Origin of the sequence: Merdimmobilis hominis (assembly GCF_016901855.1) — a bacterium.
Classification (GTDB): Bacteria; Bacillota; Clostridia; order Oscillospirales; family Ruminococcaceae; genus Paludihabitans.
Genome location: NZ_JACJKY010000004.1, coordinates 51,530 through 69,170 on the forward strand (window position 1 = coordinate 51,530; position 17,641 = coordinate 69,170).

Below are 17,641 nucleotides of genomic sequence, written 5' to 3' on the forward strand. Positions count from 1 at the left end.
GTTTCGCTATGCAAATCTTCATTTTTTAAACACCAGATGATAAACGGAAAGAATTGCGGCGTATAAGACGGCTGCAATCGGCCAGATAATCCATGTTTGTCCCCATCTGCCCGTGAGGAAGCTGACGGTGAGATACAGCGCAGTGGTCAGCAGCCAGTAGACGGAAGAAAGTGCTTCTTCCTGTTTGCTGCATTCTTCTTGTTTACTGTTTTCTGTCTGCTCAGGCTGGAATTCGCCTTCTTTGAGCAGTTTCTGCATACTTGTATACCGAACACCCACTACAATAAAGCAGGAGGCACCGATGCCGGCGATGAACATGGTGACACACAGTAAGCAGATGAGCAGAAATACGTTTTCCAAAAAAGCGCCCACCAAGAGCGGAATCGGCGACAGGATGCAAATACAGGTGCCAATGATGTTTCCTTTGACATATGTGGGGAAATAGGCAGCTTTACGTTCACTTACCATGCCGGTAACACCGTATTCGGCTTCAAACGGCTCTTTTTCCAAAAAGGTAAACGGTGCGTTTTGAAATCCGCAGAAGATGAACAGTGCCACTGCAATCGTGACGATCACAAGGAGAAGCGGGACACCGATTGCAGCTGCGGCACTTTCGGAAATTTTTATAGCAGGAGATTCGGATGCCGCACTCAAAATAAGCAGCGGAATTGGCGATAGAATACACAAAAACGTTGCGAGCGCAATCTGGACAGAGGCTTTTTTTCGCTGTGCAAGATAGGCGTTGGCTTGTTCGAGTGTGACGCGCGGCAGCGGAGAATCAGATACCTGCTCGGTGAATTCTTCGGCTTCCATTTCATCTTTTAACAAGTAGTCTGTGGATACACCGAACAGCTCGCTTAACTGAAGAATTTTTCCGATGTCGGGAACCGTCTGTGCACCTTCCCATTTGGAAACAGCCTGACGTGACACGTTTAATTTCTCTGCCAGTTCCTCTTGTGACCAGCCGTTCTTTTTTCTGAGCTTGATAATCTTTTCAGCTAAAATCATTAGATTCACCCCGTTTGTTTGATAGAGGAGAGCTCCTCGTTTGCGTTTAGTATAGCATAGCGGGCGGTTGCGTGCTACCATGTAAAGCTGTCAATTTGTAAATTCGAGGTTGCAAAACGGGTAAAATCGGGAAACGGCAGCGAAAAAGCTGTATGTAAAATAAAAAACGAACCTGTCCAAACGGACAGGTTCGTTTTTTACAAATTGCTTGTGTGTATTGTTACAGTATCAGCAGACGCGACCATTCGGAGAGAATAATCTCCGACGCGTTTGATACTGCCGCTGTTTTTAACGCAGAGCCGCTTACAAGATGTTCTTGGGTATCGGAAGAACATCTTCGTCTGTTTGGCTTTAATGCCCTGCCACTGACATCGAAGTAATGGCGGCAAACAGCGCAATCAGCAATACCGCGCCGAGTACGATAATCCACAGGCAGAACGTAGAGCGTGCATAGTTTCTTAAGTTGATATTTCTTGTTCCGCCGAACGAGAAAATCAAAATCAGAATGAACCCGATGATCGGAATTGCAAACAGAATTTGATATCCGAAATATCCCCACATACCGATCGGTGTATAGTCTTTGGACGGATCATAGTTTCTGATCGGAATATGGAAGGGCTGATTTCCGGCACCGTAAGGCGGCTGATTTCCCGGGCCGTAATTCATCGGCTGCGGTTGCGGCTGTGCGTACTGATTGGGTGCCTGCCAGGTGTTTTGTGCGTACTGTGCGTCGTAAAATCCCTGGTTTTGATTTTCCGGCTGTGCCGGTGCAGTAAAATTGTCTTGCGGCATGACAGTTTGTGCCGCGTAGTCTGTTGTCTGTGTCGGCTGTGCGTTTTGCAGCGATACGCCGCACTGGTCGCAGAATGTTGCGCCTTCTTTGATATTTGCTCCGCAATTTGGACAATACATCATAAATTCCTCCTGATAATCCATTGATATTATATTGTTTATTTGATGATTACAGTGTGTTTGCTGTAATGAAATCCTACTTTAACGCCAGATAATATTTGTTTTTATAGGTGCTTTCGTATAAAAACTGAAATCCGATCTCCTTTCCCTCTTTCGCGAGTGCTACCGCCTGACTATAGTTCATTTTTGTTCGTTCCCTCCCGATTGCTGCTTTCTGATACAGCGGAATATTTTTTTCTTCAGCCGCTGATTTTCCGTATATTCGTCCATTCCTTTTTTAAACAGACACACAAACCATTGAATCATGCTGTTTTTCGTTCATCTCACCTCTCTTACAGGACTATGACAGATGAACTTGCAAAAAGGTTTTATATTTTCAAAAAAATTAAAAAAATTTTTTAGCGTATATGCTTCAATCTTTTTGATACGGTAGGAGGATTTTTGCAGATACGAATACTCTTTTTCTGCAGTTTTACGAACGATTGCTGTTGATGAGCATGAGAAAAGAGAATTGATCGCGCAGGATGAGTCAAAATTCCCGTGTTTTCGACTTATTTATACAGAAATCCCTAATAAAACAGTATATCCTGTAACATGGAAAAGCCAGGGTTTAAGGATTTTTAAATTGAAAAAGGAGATTTATAAACATATTCCGTCAAAAAACTGCGGGCGGCTAAGCCGCTTTGATTTCGCGCAGGTGCAGGCTAAGCCTGTTTGATTTGTTAATTTTCGATGTGGGCTCTTAATTCCTTACAAAATAAAAAAACTGCAGAGAGCGAATTGCTCACCACAGGTGCAGGCTAAGCCCGTTTAATTTGTTAACTTTCGACGCGGGCTTTTAATTTCTTACAAAATAAAAACCTGCGGAGAGCGAATTGCTCACCGCAGGTGTGGCGGAGAGGGAGGGATTCGAACCCTCGATGAGCTTTCAACCCATACACGAGTTCCAGTCGTGCGCCATAAACCGGACTAGGCGACCTCTCCGAATACCTTTACTATTATAAAGGCAGTCTGGCGATTTGTCAAGAGAAATTTTTCGGTTCCTGCTGTTTTTTAGGAATAAGCGGCCTTGTCTGGTGATACGAATGAAGAAAGATTCATATAAAGGGGCGAGTGTTTTGTTGTTTGAATTGTTTTCGCTGTTGGCATCCAAAATGCTGTGGTTTGCACTGCATATTGAAGGAAGCTCATTTAAAAAACCGCTGTCTGCCGCAAAGGAGCGGGAGTGCTTTGAAAAAATGGCGGCAGGAGACAGCGGCGCACGCGATCTGCTGATTGAGCACAATCTTCGGCTGGTGGCGCATATCGCCAAAAAATACTACTCGATTACGAACGATCAGGACGATCTCATTTCAATTGGCACGATCGGGCTGATTAAAGCGGTCAGCACATTTAACGCAGAAAAAGGGATTCGCTTTGCGACGTATGCAGCCAGATGTATAGAAAATGTAATACTCACACAACGGCTCTATTCCATATCAAACAGGGAAACCGTGACCCCTCTCCTTTGCGCTGGCAGGTCTGGGAACAGGAAAACGACCGTTTGTTTATCCTCTACCGCACGTTCTTTGGCTCTGTCGCCTATGCGCCGTTCTACATTCTGCGGTTCCCTTTCTATAAGGTGATAAACGTCAAGCAGACGAAATGGTATTTTGAACGGACGGAACACCCAGAACAACTGGTAAGCACTGCCGATAAGCTTCGCTATTACCGCTGTGGGAAAAGGCTGTTTCAATCGGAAGTGGCGGATTATGCCGGAATCAATACAAGTACCTATCTTTCTTATGAATCCGGCGACAGGGACTACTATCCCATTGATAAGATGAAACGGATTGCCAATCTGTTTGATGTGGATATATTGGAATTGCTAGATGATTACAACCGCTTCCTGTATGACGGGCAAGGCAAACAGATACGGAAGCTGCGCAAAAGTATGGGCTTAACGCAATACCAGTTTGGAAAACGGATGGGGGTAAGCGCCGGGGCAGTGAAGCGGTGGGAAAATGACCGTGTCGTGATTTTTAAGTCAACTTGGGAAAAACTTGTCCATTTGGCGCATACAATCAGGGAACAAAAAACGGATAGAAAGGCGTAACAGCTTTTCTATCCGTTTTTTGTCTTTGAGTTTTATTATTTTTTTCATTACCAGTCAGGAAAACGGCTGTTCCCGGCTGCTCTCTATATGATAGTCTTTTTCAAACCTTTATTTTCAAAAATTATTTTTCAGTATTGCTCTTTATATCATTCAACAGTCTTATTTTTTCTTCTTTTGGACAGTTTAAGTTTTGAAGATAACTTGCAACTGCCTGTGCATGAACCTCAGATATCTTTTGCTGTAAGGCGGCAATATCCTCCTCCGCCGTTGGGTAATACACCACTACTTTCACCCATGGCTACCCTCCTTAACTTCAAATCGAACCTCATACAAAAAGTGTATGAGACTCAGCTTGTACGTTATGACGACTTACATGTAGAAACATTTTCACTTTGCGTTTTACCATATTTCAAAAATACTTATTATTGCAACAAGCCAAAAAAATGTTATAATGGAAGGGGCAGAAACAGCCCGAAAGCCGTTTCTGCCGTGTATGCATTAGTGGCGTTTATAACGCTTGCATGATTCGGCATCAATACCCTCGTCATACTCAACTACAGTGAGTCGGGAGTACATGTCATTAACATCCGCAACTTTGAAGCGGATTGCGAGATTAAGAAAGTCATCTTCCGATAGCTCAGTTCCTTCCGGAAATTCGTTCAACAACAAATCCAAGCCAATTTTGTATAAGGGATGATCTGTATCGATGATGGCACGAACGGAAGTCTTGAAGATATGCTCTTCCATGCCGATTGACACTGATAGGTACTCTATACCTTTCGCAACGTAAGACTCCATATTGAGTATAATACCATGATAAAAATCATCTGTGGTTTTTAATTTTTTCACCACAGGTGTTTGTATAAAGTGTAGCATAATAGCTACCTCTCTTTCTTTTAAAATTTTTCGGACTATTTTAAGTGCGTCCGATTTGTACACCTTTTTATTAGTACATTCCTATCGACTCATTTTTCAAGATGAGCCGGTAAGTCTGGACTTTAATGTTGCCGAATACAATGCGGCATTGGAGACCATCTTTCATTTCAGGATGTAGTAAATCGGCGTCTTTCAGCGCTTTTGCTACTACCTTTACGTCTGAAAAACCATTGTCTTCCAAAATTTTCTTGAATACGGTTGACCGAATAGCTACTTCGTTTGGCTTCACCATTTTGGCATTCATCCCGGAGAACCCGCATTCGCCTTGCTTTTGGATGGTATGAGAGTTTTGAGAGAGCCAATCAATGAGAATATCATACGCCCGGTCTGCCAAAGACAGGGAATCGTGTTCTACTTGCTTTAGATATTCCACCCAAAAATCTGTTAAGCCCTCAATATCCAGAGCAATTCCCAGTTGTTCACGCACCAGTTGTGCGGTAATCATCGGTATGCTTATCAAACAGACCAAGCGCTTAACTATACTTTTATCTGAATCAATCTCATCAAGAAAATAATCTTTCCACTCGTTGTGTAACTCTAACAGGTCTTTTATGGGCATGGATTGAAGGACAGTCACCCATCTTCTTCCTAAAATCCCATAATTGCCGTAAGAAAAGTTTTTAACATTTTCTGCGTGAGAAGCGGATAAGGTGATAGAAGTGTCTAAAAACTCGATTAGCCTTGCACGAAGCCCGCTGGCTTGGTTACTCATGTCAAGAAGAGAATGTTCTCCGGATGACAATACAACAGTATTCCAGTGTTTGGCTGGTTTTTGCTGTGAATCTTTATTTAACCTTGCCCGGTCAATACCCTGATTCACGCAGTAAATCGTGTTGGTGAAATCTTTCTTTCGAGCCGATCCAGACTCATCCAAACAAACGCAAATACCATAATTGCCGTTCAGATGAGAGAGTATCGCATTATCCGTTGCGTTCCAACTGTGGAGAAGACCTCTTCCTTGTTCGGGATTACCCCACATGGAAGCCGCCAACTGTAACGCCGTTGTCTTTCCTCTGGAACTATCCCCATAGAAATGGTAAATCGGACTGCCCGTATGCAGGTACTGCTCCAAAAGTGCTAATGTGGCTGATGAAAGGCTCAACATGATTGCAAGCTGACAACCGATGCTTTTATCAATAAGATTATTTAGCTCGGTAATGTAATTGCTTGATGCCTTTTGCACGGATAAATCCATGTTCCCTGTATAGCCATCATCGAACCCGTCAAAAACGGTTCCGTCACGACTCCAGCCACATATGGATGACCGTCTCTGTATTGGAGCGTTTTGTTCGGACAGAAGTACATATTTGAGTAGTCGGCTTAGATGTTTTGGGTTAAAGTCGATACCGTACCTTTTTAGCTCGTCTACACGTCTGCTGGTAAAAGTACTTTTGTCAACGGACACCATACTCTCACCAAAGCGTGTCTTAATGGCAAGCTCCAAAGAAATGGTCTGAGACTCTTCATCGTAAACCACCGCCGAAACTCTAAACAGCGTTCACCCCCAATCAATGTGCTTCTCCCCGTCCTTGTTTCGAACTATGCAATTGACAGAGTCGTCATCAGCAACAAAGGGATATGTGGGATTGCCTTTACGAAGCTTCTTCGCTTCATCATCAGAGATTTTTTTGCTGGAAAAAGGCTTCATCTCTTTTTCCTCCTTTCAGATTATTACAAACCAAGAAACCAAGTTTTTTGAGAGGAACCCCACCCCACATGGAATGAGGTTCCGGATGACCTCTTGCTTTGTTGACTTTATTATACCGGCTTAGAGAGGTTGCCAACAGGGGCATTCACTCAATTGTTTTTTTTAAAAAGGGCAAAAAAAAAGAACCCTCGCACATGGTGGGATCTTCACAGGCACTTTTTAGGGGACAGTTGTGTTGCATTATAAGGTACGCTGAGAAATCTTTGAGGAACTGCTTTACCTCCTCTTTTTTAAGGAGTTTACCACATTTTAATCTGCTGAAAAAACTTCCTGCTTTACGATTACTGGTTAGAAGAAAATAACAGAACTCTGCATCCAGAAGGCAAAACGAATAGCCGTTTCCGTTGTATACTGTAGGAGCTATCTCTATTTTTAGGTTAGCTATACACTGGTTGAGTATCCGTCGTTCATGGTGTAAAAAATTAGAAAGCTCAAACTCATAGTCTTGTCTGTCTAGAAATGAATCAGGCGCTCTTCCTTTTTTTACGTCATGCTCTCTACGAATAATTGCGTTCTCGGAGAAAAACTGATTTCTCTTCCATGGACTTCTTTCCTGCTGCAAATGGTCTATACCGCCGTGATTAGGGTTTATACGCTTGTGCATAAAAAAACTCCTAACAAATAAATTTCGGACATAGCGTTTATGTCCGATAATGATTTGTCCGGAGCGGCATTTTTTATTAAATTTGTGGATTGAGAGAATGGAAAAATGTATTCGAATGAAGAGATTGTAGCCGTTTTGCAAGCTGTATATATTGAGCATAAAACCAAAACACAGACAGCGGCTGACTATCAAATGCACTGGAACACTGTTTATAATATTTGTAAAAAATATAAGTATAGAGCAAAAGAGTTAGAGTGTGTTTTAGCCGAAGAAGAGGAAGCAAAACGTACTTTTACGAAAAAAATTGAACCACGCACTCGAAAGGTGACAGAAGCATATCAACAGGAAATAGCAGCGTGTTGTAAAGAACACCTCAACTGTCAACGATTGAAAAAGAAGCCAGAGGAGTATATACGTAACTTGTGCGCTCAGTATGATGTGAAGTTTTCAGACATCATCTGCTATTCTCCGGAACGTATTGAAGTGCCAGTGGACGAGAAAGATTTTTATGAGCGGAAAAGAAAATATTTTAAATACATCAGAAGGATTCGAGCGTATCATAACGGCGTGAAGAATTATAAAGAAGTCTATGAGCTTCTCCGTGACAGAGAAATCTTCAAACGAATTCCCATTTCATATGATACATTTTATCAATATGCAAGAAAATATTGGGAAGATGATGTGCTTGATGGACGTTCGTTTGGAGAGTATGTTGATGAGATGTGCCGTCAACAGCTCAAATAACTGGAAATGAAAAATCTCTATGATCCGATGTTTTTTACAAAATTATGTAATTCTTTTTCGCCTGATTTTTCTAGGATAATGAACAGAGGAAGCGGCGGAGCGTTTGCGAATTTACCAGAGGAAATGCCTGCTCTGCCACCAAAAGGCAGAGCTTGGCATTGACGAAGGTTTTAACCTTTGGTAAATTCGCAAAAAAAACGAAGCCGCATAGTTTTATGGCAAATAAAGCTGTAATTGATGAGGACAATTTAGCCGAAACCTTGAGATGAAATAACCGTTTATTTTATAAGAAATCGTTTTTTGTTTTTTCTCGTCATAAACATCTGAACAAAAGGACTCGTAAGGAAATATTTCATTTTTTAAATATATATTATTATTTTGAATAGAAGCGCCGCATGGTTCGTCATGAATCATGCGGCGCTTCTGATTTTTTCGGCTGATGGACGGCATGTGGGTATCACAATCAGTATGATAAATGCAGTGAATATAGAATGGTGGAACTTTACAAGGAATTGTTCTAGGGCACTGTCGCTCTATACTGTTCCGTCGAAATCAGTCATAATGTAAGGAGGGAAAGTATATCTTGACGGAGGTGAATATGCCTATGGATCCAAGCAAAATCAAAGGTGAATACTTAAACGGCGCATACAATGAACTTGCCAACCTCCTAGGCATTGAAGCTGTTTTGAAAATATACAATACCTATCGAGGTCAACAACTGACATTGCCTGTTCAGTTGTTCAGCAAGGACTTTATTATCCGCCAGATTGTAGAAGAATACGACGGATACAATATCAAGCAATTAGCCACAAAGTTTGGCTACAGCGAAAAATGGATACGAAAAATTTTGAAAGACCATATCGACGATATCAGTGCCAAGAAAAAGAGAAAAGAATGAGGTGACATCTTTGGAAAACGGTTCAAAGAAGATGAATAAAAGCAGTCTGCTTATTTTAATCATTGTTGGAGTCATTGTTTTAGCGGTTGTAGGCTATGGAATCTGGCAGACGATGGGAAAGGGAACCGGCTCGTCTTCCTCTTCCGCTTTAACAGTAAGCGGCGCATTGGAGTTGAACGAAGAAAATCTGGAAGGTCGGTGGATTTGCACAGGAGAAACCGTTGCCCATGAACTTACCTTTTCCAAAGAACAGAAGCTATCCTATCAAAAATTTGAAACGGGAAATGAAATGCCCGTTCTCTCTACAACAGATGATACCTACAAAATTGAGGGGAATACCCTTACCCTTTCGATTTCCGTTTTAACCGGGGATATTTCAGAAACCTGTCAGGCTTCTTTAACAAAAGATACTCTGACTCTTACCGGAACAGGTGAAAGTCCGTCACATTTTGCGGGAACCTATCGCAGAACAGAACCGGAAGAATCCTCAAGCACCGCCGAGAGCAATCTTTCTGAACCGGAATCATCTGCGTCGCCGGAAAGCAGTTCCCCGCTGGAATCATCGTCAAAACCGCAAAACGATCAGTGGAAACCGGTATATATTTCATATATCGAATCGCTTCACAGCGATGAATGGCAGAATTTCAAGCTGATTAACCTTGACGGAGATTCCATACCGGAACTATATATCGAGGGAAGTACAACGGCGCAGGGGAACTTAATTTGCACCTACTCCAATGGGAAAATGGTATCAGAAAATCTCAGAAGCGGTATTACGAAATATAATGAGGGCAGTAATCGGTTGCATGTACGCAGCGGAAATATGGGGCTTTATTTTGACACGATCTACAGCATTCAAAATGGAGCCTTTATGCAACTGCACAGCGGACAATTTGAACTGCGGGATCCTTATGGGACATCCTATGAGGAGAACGATACCAATTATCAATACACTTGGGACGGCAAGCAGATTTTGAAAGCGGAATACGACCAAAAACTAAATCAAGAGGTAGGGTCAGGCAAAGCAGCGTATGAAGCAATGATTACAAAAAGCGAAGTTATTACAAAAATCGCAAATTGGTAAAAGGGGGAGCATTCATTGAACAAAAAGATGGACAAAAGCAGTTTGATTATTTTAATCGTGGTCGGGGTAATCGTGCTTGCGGTTGCAGGGTACGGTATCTGGCAAGCGGTTGGCACGGGAAAAGGCGGTGAGGAAACTTCTTCCAATGCTTCAACCGTCAGCGACACGATAGAACTGAATGGTGAAAATATAAAAGGAATATGGGAACACACGGACGGAACCACCGTACACCGTCTTACCTTTTCGGACAACCAAAAGCTGACGTATGAAAGGTTTGAAAATGGAAGCGATACGGCGGCGCTGACCTCCACAGACGGTTCCTACGAGATTTCCGGCAACAAAGTGACAATCTCCGTTACCGCTGACGGCGATACTGTAACGGAAACTTGTGAAGCAGTATTATCCAAAGATGGTCTGATTTTAAAAGCAACGTCTGAACAGTCCGGTTTTTTTGCGGGAGATTATAAGCGTTCAGAACAGCAGGAAGAGCCGTCCAGCGCACCGGAGAGCAGTTTTTCCAAACCGGAATCTACTGCGTCGGCAGAATCATCCGTACCGCCTGAAAGTACTGCTTCATCCGAGCCAAAGCCTGAATCCAAACCGGAACCTCCTGCATTTAATACGGAATTATTATTAGGACACTGGTATACCATTTCATCTATTTATACAGATCCCATGCCGTCCACAGATAAAGTGTATTATACACTTAGCTTTGATACAAACGGAACAGTTCAATATCAGGCGGGATATTATGTGGACTTCGGTGGTGATTTCGTCTATACACCGTTTGAAGAAACGACCTATTCGTATCGCCTTGAGGGAAATAATCTTCATTTTTCATCAGGTAGCAATGAAAGTATATACGTAGTAGAAAGCATACAAGATACAATATTAAATTTGCGCTATACTGGCGGTGAGCCGCTCAATTCATTGGAAACAATCGTTTTTTATACTGAATAATGAAAACAGAATTTTTGCTTCATAGGAATTATTGCGAAAATATTTTCAGGAGGAAATGAAAATGAAATTTGATAAAAGTATCTTACTCAAAAATCTAACCGGTATCTTTTGCGGCGCATTGATTCTCTCTATGCTGTTGCCCTTTGTAAAGTTTGGTACATCGACCGAAGGTGTATCGGTAGAAGCCCCTGTTCTCAAAGGAATCAACATTGTCACGGACGGAGGTTTTGTTGGCATTTTATTTTTCCTTATGCCAATTCTCATTTTGGTTGCCTGTTACCTTCCGCCGCTGGCAGCCTTTAAGAAATATATCTGTCTGGGTGCGTCTATTATCGGAACGGTTCTGTTATTTATTATTCCCGGTCAATTGGCATACGGTGCAAATGCGGCACAGGGAATTGCGGAATCTTCAGGAGCCAAGGTGGATGTAGATACCAGCTATCAAATCGGCTTTTGGCTGATGTTAGTATTCCTGATTGCCCTTGTTGCGCTGTCTGTAATTCAGCTTTTCAATCTGAAAGGCAATAAGGTCTTTGAAGCGGTGAATGCTTCTGATAATACGGCAAGCGGACAGGGAATGACAATGCCCCATATCGATACCGAAAAAATCACCGGTTTTGCGCAGAATGTAGCCGGGACAGTCAGTGGACAGATTAAAAACATCGCAGAAAGCATGGCAAACAAACCAGCTTCTGCGGCAAACAACCAGCAGGGAACGGTTCAGCAGACGCCGCCCGTTTCTCAGCCTGTTCCGCAGCAGCCGCAAGCACAGCCTGCTATCCAGACCGCTTCCGTGCCTGTTTCCCCTGCCCCTGTTATGCAGACAGAGGAAAATAAAAACCCGGAAGAAGTTATGGAACTGCTCAAAAAGCTGTTTGAGATGAAAGAAGCGGGAATCCTTACAGACGATGAATTTACGGCGAAGAAACAGGAAATGCTCAAAAAAATGTAACGTCTCCCACTTCCCCCTCGTCACATTTGAAAAAACATTCTGAAAATGTAAGAGTAGTACCAAACCAAAGCCATGGATTTAGATTTATATGGAGGATAAAACATGAGCAAGGAAAGAAAAAGGATCTGCCAACAAGTTGATTCTTTACAGAAACAATTAGAATCCTATCCTAATAAAGTAAAATTGAAAATAAAACAAGAGATTTTAAACGAAACAATTTGTTCAGATGACAGCGAGTTTACTAGAAAAGGGCAAATTGCAATATATGATAAGATGATCTCAACCGCTGAAAAATACAGCAAAAAATATGGTATAGACTTAGTAAGATTTTTTTCAGAGATAAGCAGTACCCCGAAAGAAAAGTCTCAAAGAGCTAAAAGTCTTCCTAAAGAATTTGAAATTTTTTCAAAACTATATAAATCTGTGTTGCGATTAAAAAAGGGACTAGAGAATGGGATAAGGGGTGAATATGAAGCATATAAAACCATCAAGGTATTAGACGATGAGATTCAACTGTTTCAAAACCTATGCGTCCCATTTCAAAACAGTACAGAAGAACACGATATCATTGCTATTACTACACGAGGAATTTTTACTCTTGAAATTAAGTATTTCTCCGCTCGGTTTGTGACGATAACAAAACAGGGATTGGTTTCGATTGGTAAAGATTTTGTAGGTGACACTTCTATGGGCGATAGAGGTTTACACAAAAAACGTCCTAAAAATGTTATTGAACAAGCACAACGACATAAACATTCTTTGCGAAGACTGCTTAAAAATACGGAATTTGAATCCGTTCCTGTTTATCCTGTTTTTGTTTATTCTAACGATAAATGTACCGTCTATGATGAAGAACTCGACCAATCGAATCTTTGTACTTGCTATCGAACGGGAATTGAAAATATTATTTTAGACGAAAAACGTCCTATTTGTTTATCTAAAGAAGAAATATATTCCCTTCGTTCCTTGCTAGAGTATGAATGTGGAGGAATCGAAGAACGCACATACCCCTTATCAATTACAGAATCATCTTTCTACGAAGCGCTTGCAGCGTTTATTTCGCTGCAAGTCGCTAATATGGAGGAAAAGCGTATCAAAAAAGAAATTTCAAAATCAAAAAAAGCTCTTAATGAGATAGATCGAAATAGAGACGAAGCGATCGGTATGGGGGCAGGGATTCTTTTAAACTTTTTTAGAAATTTATAAATATAGCTAATGGTGTTTCTGTATCAACTTTGACAAAAATATTTTATAACGCAAGCAAAGTAATAAAGGGCATTTCATAAGAAGTGCCTTTTATTATTTTGCTTGTCAAAATAAAGGTAAAGAAAGCCTTACAGACGATGAAAGGTCGTTTGTAAGGCTTTTTTATATATAACTATATTTCAGAAAGGCGTGAGCATATGCAAGAATTTCAAGTTGTGATTACAGAGGTTTTGCAAAAGACCGTGACCGTATCTGCCGACAGTAAGGAAGAAGCGAAAAGGATAGCCGAAACAGGCTGGAAAAACGCTGATTATTTGCTGGACGCAGACGATTTTAAGGAAGTCTTATTTTCGATGAGGAGGGATTAAGCGATGGAATCATTTTGGTTTATTTTCGGCTTTGTCGCTACACTCGTTGCGATTGTGGCAACGGAAGAAGTAACAGAGCGTTGCAGAAAACGTGAAAAGAGGTGATAAAAATGGTGTTGGGACTGATTGCGGGACTAACTGCAAAGGCTTCTATCGAATTATTTTTATCCGGTGCAGGTGCGGCAGTTACACTGTTGTGTACCGGCTCGAAAGTGAGGAAACGCAGATGATAAAAATAGAACGCCCGGAAGACCTGTGTATTTTTCGGGACAAACCAAAAATCCACCCTCTGATTGTTCGGTATTTGACCGACTATCTGTATTTTTTCCTGAGAGAATACCACTGCCCCGACATGACAGAGTTCGGGGCGTTTTTTCTGCTGGAAAACAGACAGGACAGCTTGCACCATACAGATATGGGACTGTCCCTTCCGCTGAAACAATCCGCCTGTTTTGCGGAATTTACCGAAGTTTTGACTCTCCGCAGTCCAATTCAGGAAATCCGTTTATTGCATAGCTGTTTTGTGTTGAACGACAGCTATGCAATTTCTGTTTTTATGGAACCGGGGATTCTGGAACCGGAAACGGAACAAATTTTACTGGAAGATTCTACATCTAAGGAGGTGCGGTTTGATGTTTCAAAATAGCCGCTATATTACACGGGGAATCCAAGCGGAAATCCCCGCATTCACAACAATAATTCTATGGGAAATGATTGAAACAGCACGACGGGAAACACCACTTGACTATTTGCAGGTATTCCGGCTATATCCCGCCCATGAACAGGGCGTTACTATGCAAAAGGTCATTCATACACAGGAACAGCCGCCCTACCAGAAAACACTCTGTTTCCCATGTGAAAATCCCGTTCGGGCCAAAATATTCTGTATTGACGATGAAACCCACTCCACCATGTTATTGGCGGACGAATATTGAAAGGATTGAACTACAATGACAAACGAAAAAGCAACCATCCGCTGTGAAGCGATTTTTTCTGACGATAAAGAATACCGTTATCTGTTATCCAAAGTCTGGGACAAGAACAGACCGATTGCAACGGTGATTTCCATTAGCCCAAGCACCTTTTACAATGTAACCTGCGACACAACAACTATGCTGATTCAAAATAATCTGGAAGCGTTAGGCTGCGGCGGTGTGGAACTGGTTAATCTTATTTCCAAAGTAGGAGTAGAAGCAAAAAGACTGAAAAGCCTGATTGATGATATCGGTGAGGAAACCGACCGCTATATTTTAGAAAGCGTCAAACGAACAGCGCTCACCATATTGGCATGGGGACGGATCGCCGGGATGAATAAAGCGTTTCAGGCAAGGGAAGCAGAAGTGCTGGAACTGTTAGAACCCTATATGGATAAAGTGCAGACGATCTCCGACTGCGCCGGACGAGAAAATCTTCATCCCCTCACGCCATCCATCCGCAATGAATGGAATTTAAGTTTATATCAATCGGAAACAGCAGAATAACTGACAAAGGCGCTGTGCTTCTTAAGGGAAGTACAGCGCCTTGCATTTTTATATCACAGAAAGGAAATTTTTATGAGTCAGGAATCATCAAACACCTTGCTTCAACCGATGGAAGACGAGGATTTTCAAAACACTGCCCTCTATTCCCTGCTTATCACGCAGAAAGAGTTATGGTCGGTTATCAGTGGCTTTTTATCCGCTTCCAGTCAAAAGGATTTGGAATATATCATCAATCCCCTGTTCGGCTATGCGCATTACGGGCAGGAAGACTTTGACGAAATCTGCGGCTATCTTCGCTATTGCGGGGAGCAACCACCGGAAGACCTTATTTTCAAGCAAACAATCCCCCAATATGCAGATTCGTTTTCGCTGGTTCATACAGCCGTCGGAGATTATGTAGTTTGCTATGATACAGAGAAAAACATACGGGGAATATTAAACAGGAAATAAAACTGCATTCTTTTAAGGGCAGGTTGTCTTTTGGAATGATTGTGGTATAATATTTCTGTAAGCCGAAATGATAGAAAACGAACAATATCATCACATAAAGCGGAGGAAAACCTATGGAAACAAACGCACCCCATCGAATCGCAATCTATTCCCGAAAATCCAAGTTTACCGGGAAAGGCGAAAGCATTGGAAACCAAATTGAAATGTGCAAGAATTATATCCGTCTGCATTATCCGGGATTTTCGGAAGAAGATATTTTGGTTTATGAGGACGAGGGCTATTCCGGAAAGAACACACAGCGCCCGCAGTTTAAAAAGATGATGAACGACGGAAAACATCACAAATTCGATGCGGTGGTCTGTTACCGTCTGGACAGGGTGAGCCGTAATATCAAGGACTTTGCGGAACTGATTCAGGAATTGCAGCAACTGAATATTTCTTTTGTCTCTATCAACGAACAGTTTGATACTTCTTCTCCGATTGGGCGTGCCATGATGTTTATCTGTTCGGTGTTCTCTCAACTGGAACGGGAAACGATTGCCGAGCGTATCCGGGACAATATGCGGGAACTTGCCAAATCCGGGCGGTGGCTCGGCGGAACAACGCCGACCGGATATAAAAGCAAGGAACTGGTGGGGAGTATCACTGTAGACGGAAAGGTGAGAAAAGCGTTTAAGCTGGATATCATCAAACAGGAAGCGGAACTGGTGAAGCTGATTTTTGATAAATTTATCGAAACCAACTCCCTTACCAAGACGGAAACTTATCTGCGGCAACAACATATCAAGACAAAAAACAACCGGGATTTCAGCCGTTTTTCTATCAGCAATATTTTGCGGAATCCGGTTTATATGATTGCCGACAAAGAAGCGTGGAACTATTTTGAACGTCTGGGAGTGGAGCTGTTTTCGGAGGAATCCGCTTTTGACGGAGTGCATGGTATTATGGCATACAGCAAGACCATCCAGACAACTGGAAAATCCAACCAGTTAAAGGATGTGAAAGACTGGATTATCGCTGTCGGCAAACATAAAGGCTTGATTTCCGGGGCGCAGTGGGTACAGGTACAGAAAATGCTAGACCAAAATAAATCCAAGTCCTATCACAAGCCAAAAAGCAATGTTGCTCTGCTTTCCGGGCTGTTGTTCTGCGGTGACTGCGGGGCGTATATGCGTCCCAAACTGAGCAGTCGATTGAATGCGAATGGGGAACGGATTTATGACTATCTCTGTGAAACCAAGGAAAAAACAAGAAGTCAGGATTGCAAAATGAAACGTCCCAACGGCAATGAGTTAGACCGGTTGGTCTGCGAGCAGATCAAAGCCCTTTCGGAAGACCATTCCGCATTCCTGAAAGAACTGGAACAGGCGAGAAAATCTCTGGAAGAACATCAGGGGGATTTCGACCAGCGTTTGGACGAACTGAAAAAAGCGCAGAAAGAAACTGAACGTAAAATTCAATCGCTGGTGGAAACTTTAGCGGATACGGCAGGTTCCGCCGCAAAATATATCACCGAGCAAATCAACGAACTGGACAAAGAAAATGAATCGCTGAAAGAGCAGATTGAGAACATGGAAAACCTGACAATGGGGCAATCCCTGACCGATTTGGAGTTTGATATCTTAAAAGAAATGCTTAAAAACTTTTCCAGTTCCTTTGATACAATGAGCGTTGAACAAAAGCGGTCAGCGCTTCGCAGCTTTGTTAAAAGGATTGTATGGGACGGAGAAACCGTTCATATCTTCCTGTTTGGGGCGGATGATAAGGGAATCGACTTTTCAAATCCTGCGTCAGAAATGGAAGAGCCGCAAGGTGAGGATTTCAAATGAAATCCTGATGCATTTTCGTGCCATCCGGAAAAATGCCGCGGAGGTATCGATCAGTGATCCGCTTGACGCCGAGGGAGACGGCAGTCCGCTCACACTCATGGACGTGTTTTCCGGTGAGGACTGCATGATCGAACAGATTGATCTGAAAATGCAGGCAGATCGTCTGTATCGTGCGGTAGAGCAGGTGTGTGATCAGCGTGAAAAGCAGATTGTGAGCCTGCGTTACGGGCTGTACGGAAAACGACCGCTTACACAGCGGGAAATTGCAGCGTATTTGAATATTTCGCGCAGTTATGTCAGCCGCATTGAGAAAAAAGCATTGAGCAAGCTTAGAAGTGCGCTCAAATAAAACATGTTATTTATTTTATACTGTTTTAATAAAAATAAATAAAAAATATTGACAAAA

General features: G+C 42.3%; 22 protein-coding genes and 1 tRNA gene. 15 read left to right on the forward strand and 8 right to left on the reverse strand.

Translation table 11 applies throughout. The annotated features are described in order from the left end of the window. Positions 1-18 precede the first annotated feature (18 nt). The 3 genes from H6A12_RS03365 to H6A12_RS03375 all read right to left on the reverse strand — a co-directional run bounded on the left by H6A12_RS03365 (position 19) and on the right by H6A12_RS03375 (position 2,904). Positions 19-1,008, reverse strand: coding sequence for a helix-turn-helix domain-containing protein (locus tag H6A12_RS03365; protein ID WP_204444746.1), 990 nt, complete (start codon positions 1,006-1,008; stop codon positions 19-21). Positions 1,009-1,359: 351 nt separating this feature from the next. Continuing rightward, positions 1,360-1,923, reverse strand: coding sequence for a zinc ribbon domain-containing protein (locus tag H6A12_RS03370; protein ID WP_204444748.1), 564 nt, complete (start codon positions 1,921-1,923; stop codon positions 1,360-1,362). A gap of 888 nt (positions 1,924-2,811) precedes the next feature. After that, positions 2,812-2,904 (reverse strand) — tRNA-Ser (locus H6A12_RS03375). A gap of 101 nt (positions 2,905-3,005) precedes the next feature. Between H6A12_RS03375 and H6A12_RS03380 the strand changes: the two genes are divergently transcribed. Both H6A12_RS03380 and H6A12_RS03385 read left to right on the forward strand, forming a co-directional pair. Further along, on the forward strand, positions 3,006-3,545 hold the full coding sequence (locus H6A12_RS03380) for a sigma-70 family RNA polymerase sigma factor (protein ID WP_204444751.1): 540 nt from the start codon (positions 3,006-3,008) through the stop codon (positions 3,543-3,545). After that, on the forward strand, positions 3,464-4,015 hold the full coding sequence (locus tag H6A12_RS03385) for a helix-turn-helix domain-containing protein (protein ID WP_204444754.1): 552 nt from the start codon (positions 3,464-3,466) through the stop codon (positions 4,013-4,015). The genes H6A12_RS03380 and H6A12_RS03385 overlap by 82 nt, the downstream gene beginning before the upstream one ends. Positions 4,016-4,136: 121 nt before the next feature. On the opposite strand, the gene H6A12_RS03390 is transcribed toward H6A12_RS03385, so the two are convergent. The 5 genes from H6A12_RS03390 to H6A12_RS03410 all read right to left on the reverse strand — a co-directional run bounded on the left by H6A12_RS03390 (position 4,137) and on the right by H6A12_RS03410 (position 7,263). Continuing rightward, a complete protein-coding gene (locus H6A12_RS03390; RefSeq protein ID WP_204444756.1) occupies positions 4,137-4,307 on the reverse strand; it encodes a hypothetical protein in 171 nt (56 codons plus the stop codon). Positions 4,308-4,513: 206 nt separating this feature from the next. Next, positions 4,514-4,891 carry a hypothetical protein gene (locus tag H6A12_RS03395; RefSeq protein WP_204444758.1) on the reverse strand — a complete coding sequence of 126 codons (378 nt, stop codon included), beginning with the start codon at positions 4,889-4,891 and terminating at the stop codon, positions 4,514-4,516. A gap of 70 nt (positions 4,892-4,961) precedes the next feature. Further along, entirely contained in the window at positions 4,962-6,428 is a 1,467-nt protein-coding gene (locus H6A12_RS03400) for a DUF927 domain-containing protein (RefSeq protein ID WP_204444759.1), read from the reverse strand. 21 nt (positions 6,429-6,449) lie between these two features. Continuing rightward, positions 6,450-6,599 (reverse strand): hypothetical protein, encoded by a 150-nt coding sequence (locus tag H6A12_RS03405; RefSeq protein ID WP_204444760.1) that lies wholly within the window; start codon positions 6,597-6,599, stop codon positions 6,450-6,452. A 145-nt stretch (positions 6,600-6,744) separates the two neighbouring features. Beyond that, a complete protein-coding gene (locus tag H6A12_RS03410) occupies positions 6,745-7,263 on the reverse strand; it encodes a hypothetical protein (protein ID WP_204444761.1) in 519 nt (172 codons plus the stop codon). A 105-nt stretch (positions 7,264-7,368) separates the two neighbouring features. Between H6A12_RS03410 and H6A12_RS03415 the strand changes: the two genes are divergently transcribed. The 13 genes from H6A12_RS03415 (at position 7,369) to H6A12_RS03475 (ending at position 17,584) form a co-directional block, all read left to right on the forward strand. Continuing rightward, positions 7,369-8,007, forward strand: a complete 639-nt coding sequence (locus H6A12_RS03415) for a hypothetical protein (RefSeq protein ID WP_204444762.1) — start codon at positions 7,369-7,371, stop codon at positions 8,005-8,007. Between the two features lie 604 nt (positions 8,008-8,611). Continuing rightward, positions 8,612-8,905, forward strand: a complete 294-nt coding sequence (locus H6A12_RS03420) for a Mor transcription activator family protein (protein ID WP_204444763.1) — start codon at positions 8,612-8,614, stop codon at positions 8,903-8,905. Between the two features lie 10 nt (positions 8,906-8,915). Next, positions 8,916-9,989 carry a hypothetical protein gene (locus tag H6A12_RS03425; protein ID WP_204444765.1) on the forward strand — a complete coding sequence of 358 codons (1,074 nt, stop codon included), beginning with the start codon at positions 8,916-8,918 and terminating at the stop codon, positions 9,987-9,989. Between the two features lie 15 nt (positions 9,990-10,004). Further along, entirely contained in the window at positions 10,005-10,949 is a 945-nt protein-coding gene (locus tag H6A12_RS03430; protein ID WP_204444767.1) for a lipocalin family protein, read from the forward strand. 61 nt (positions 10,950-11,010) lie between these two features. Then, positions 11,011-11,901, forward strand: coding sequence for an SHOCT domain-containing protein (locus tag H6A12_RS03435; RefSeq protein ID WP_204444769.1), 891 nt, complete (start codon positions 11,011-11,013; stop codon positions 11,899-11,901). A gap of 102 nt (positions 11,902-12,003) precedes the next feature. Further along, complete coding sequence (locus H6A12_RS03440) at positions 12,004-13,107, forward strand: nuclease-related domain-containing protein (RefSeq protein ID WP_204444772.1); 1,104 nt, start codon at positions 12,004-12,006, stop codon at positions 13,105-13,107. Between the two features lie 197 nt (positions 13,108-13,304). After that, on the forward strand, positions 13,305-13,475 hold the full coding sequence (locus tag H6A12_RS03445) for a DpnD/PcfM family protein (protein ID WP_204444774.1): 171 nt from the start codon (positions 13,305-13,307) through the stop codon (positions 13,473-13,475). A gap of 304 nt (positions 13,476-13,779) precedes the next feature. Then, complete coding sequence (locus H6A12_RS03450; RefSeq protein ID WP_204444776.1) at positions 13,780-14,121, forward strand: hypothetical protein; 342 nt, start codon at positions 13,780-13,782, stop codon at positions 14,119-14,121. Beyond that, entirely contained in the window at positions 14,108-14,410 is a 303-nt protein-coding gene (locus tag H6A12_RS03455; RefSeq protein WP_204444779.1) for a DUF960 family protein, read from the forward strand. The genes H6A12_RS03450 and H6A12_RS03455 overlap by 14 nt, the downstream gene beginning before the upstream one ends. Positions 14,411-14,425: 15 nt before the next feature. After that, a complete protein-coding gene (locus tag H6A12_RS03460; protein ID WP_204444781.1) occupies positions 14,426-14,956 on the forward strand; it encodes a DUF1643 domain-containing protein in 531 nt (176 codons plus the stop codon). 72 nt (positions 14,957-15,028) lie between these two features. After that, positions 15,029-15,406, forward strand: coding sequence for a hypothetical protein (locus tag H6A12_RS03465; RefSeq protein WP_204444783.1), 378 nt, complete (start codon positions 15,029-15,031; stop codon positions 15,404-15,406). Positions 15,407-15,519: 113 nt separating this feature from the next. After that, a complete protein-coding gene (locus tag H6A12_RS03470) occupies positions 15,520-17,235 on the forward strand; it encodes a recombinase family protein (protein ID WP_204444785.1) in 1,716 nt (571 codons plus the stop codon). Then, positions 17,219-17,584, forward strand: a complete 366-nt coding sequence (locus H6A12_RS03475; RefSeq protein WP_204444787.1) for a sigma-70 family RNA polymerase sigma factor — start codon at positions 17,219-17,221, stop codon at positions 17,582-17,584. Before H6A12_RS03470 ends, H6A12_RS03475 begins: the two co-directional genes overlap by 17 nt. Positions 17,585-17,641: the final 57 nt, after the last annotated feature.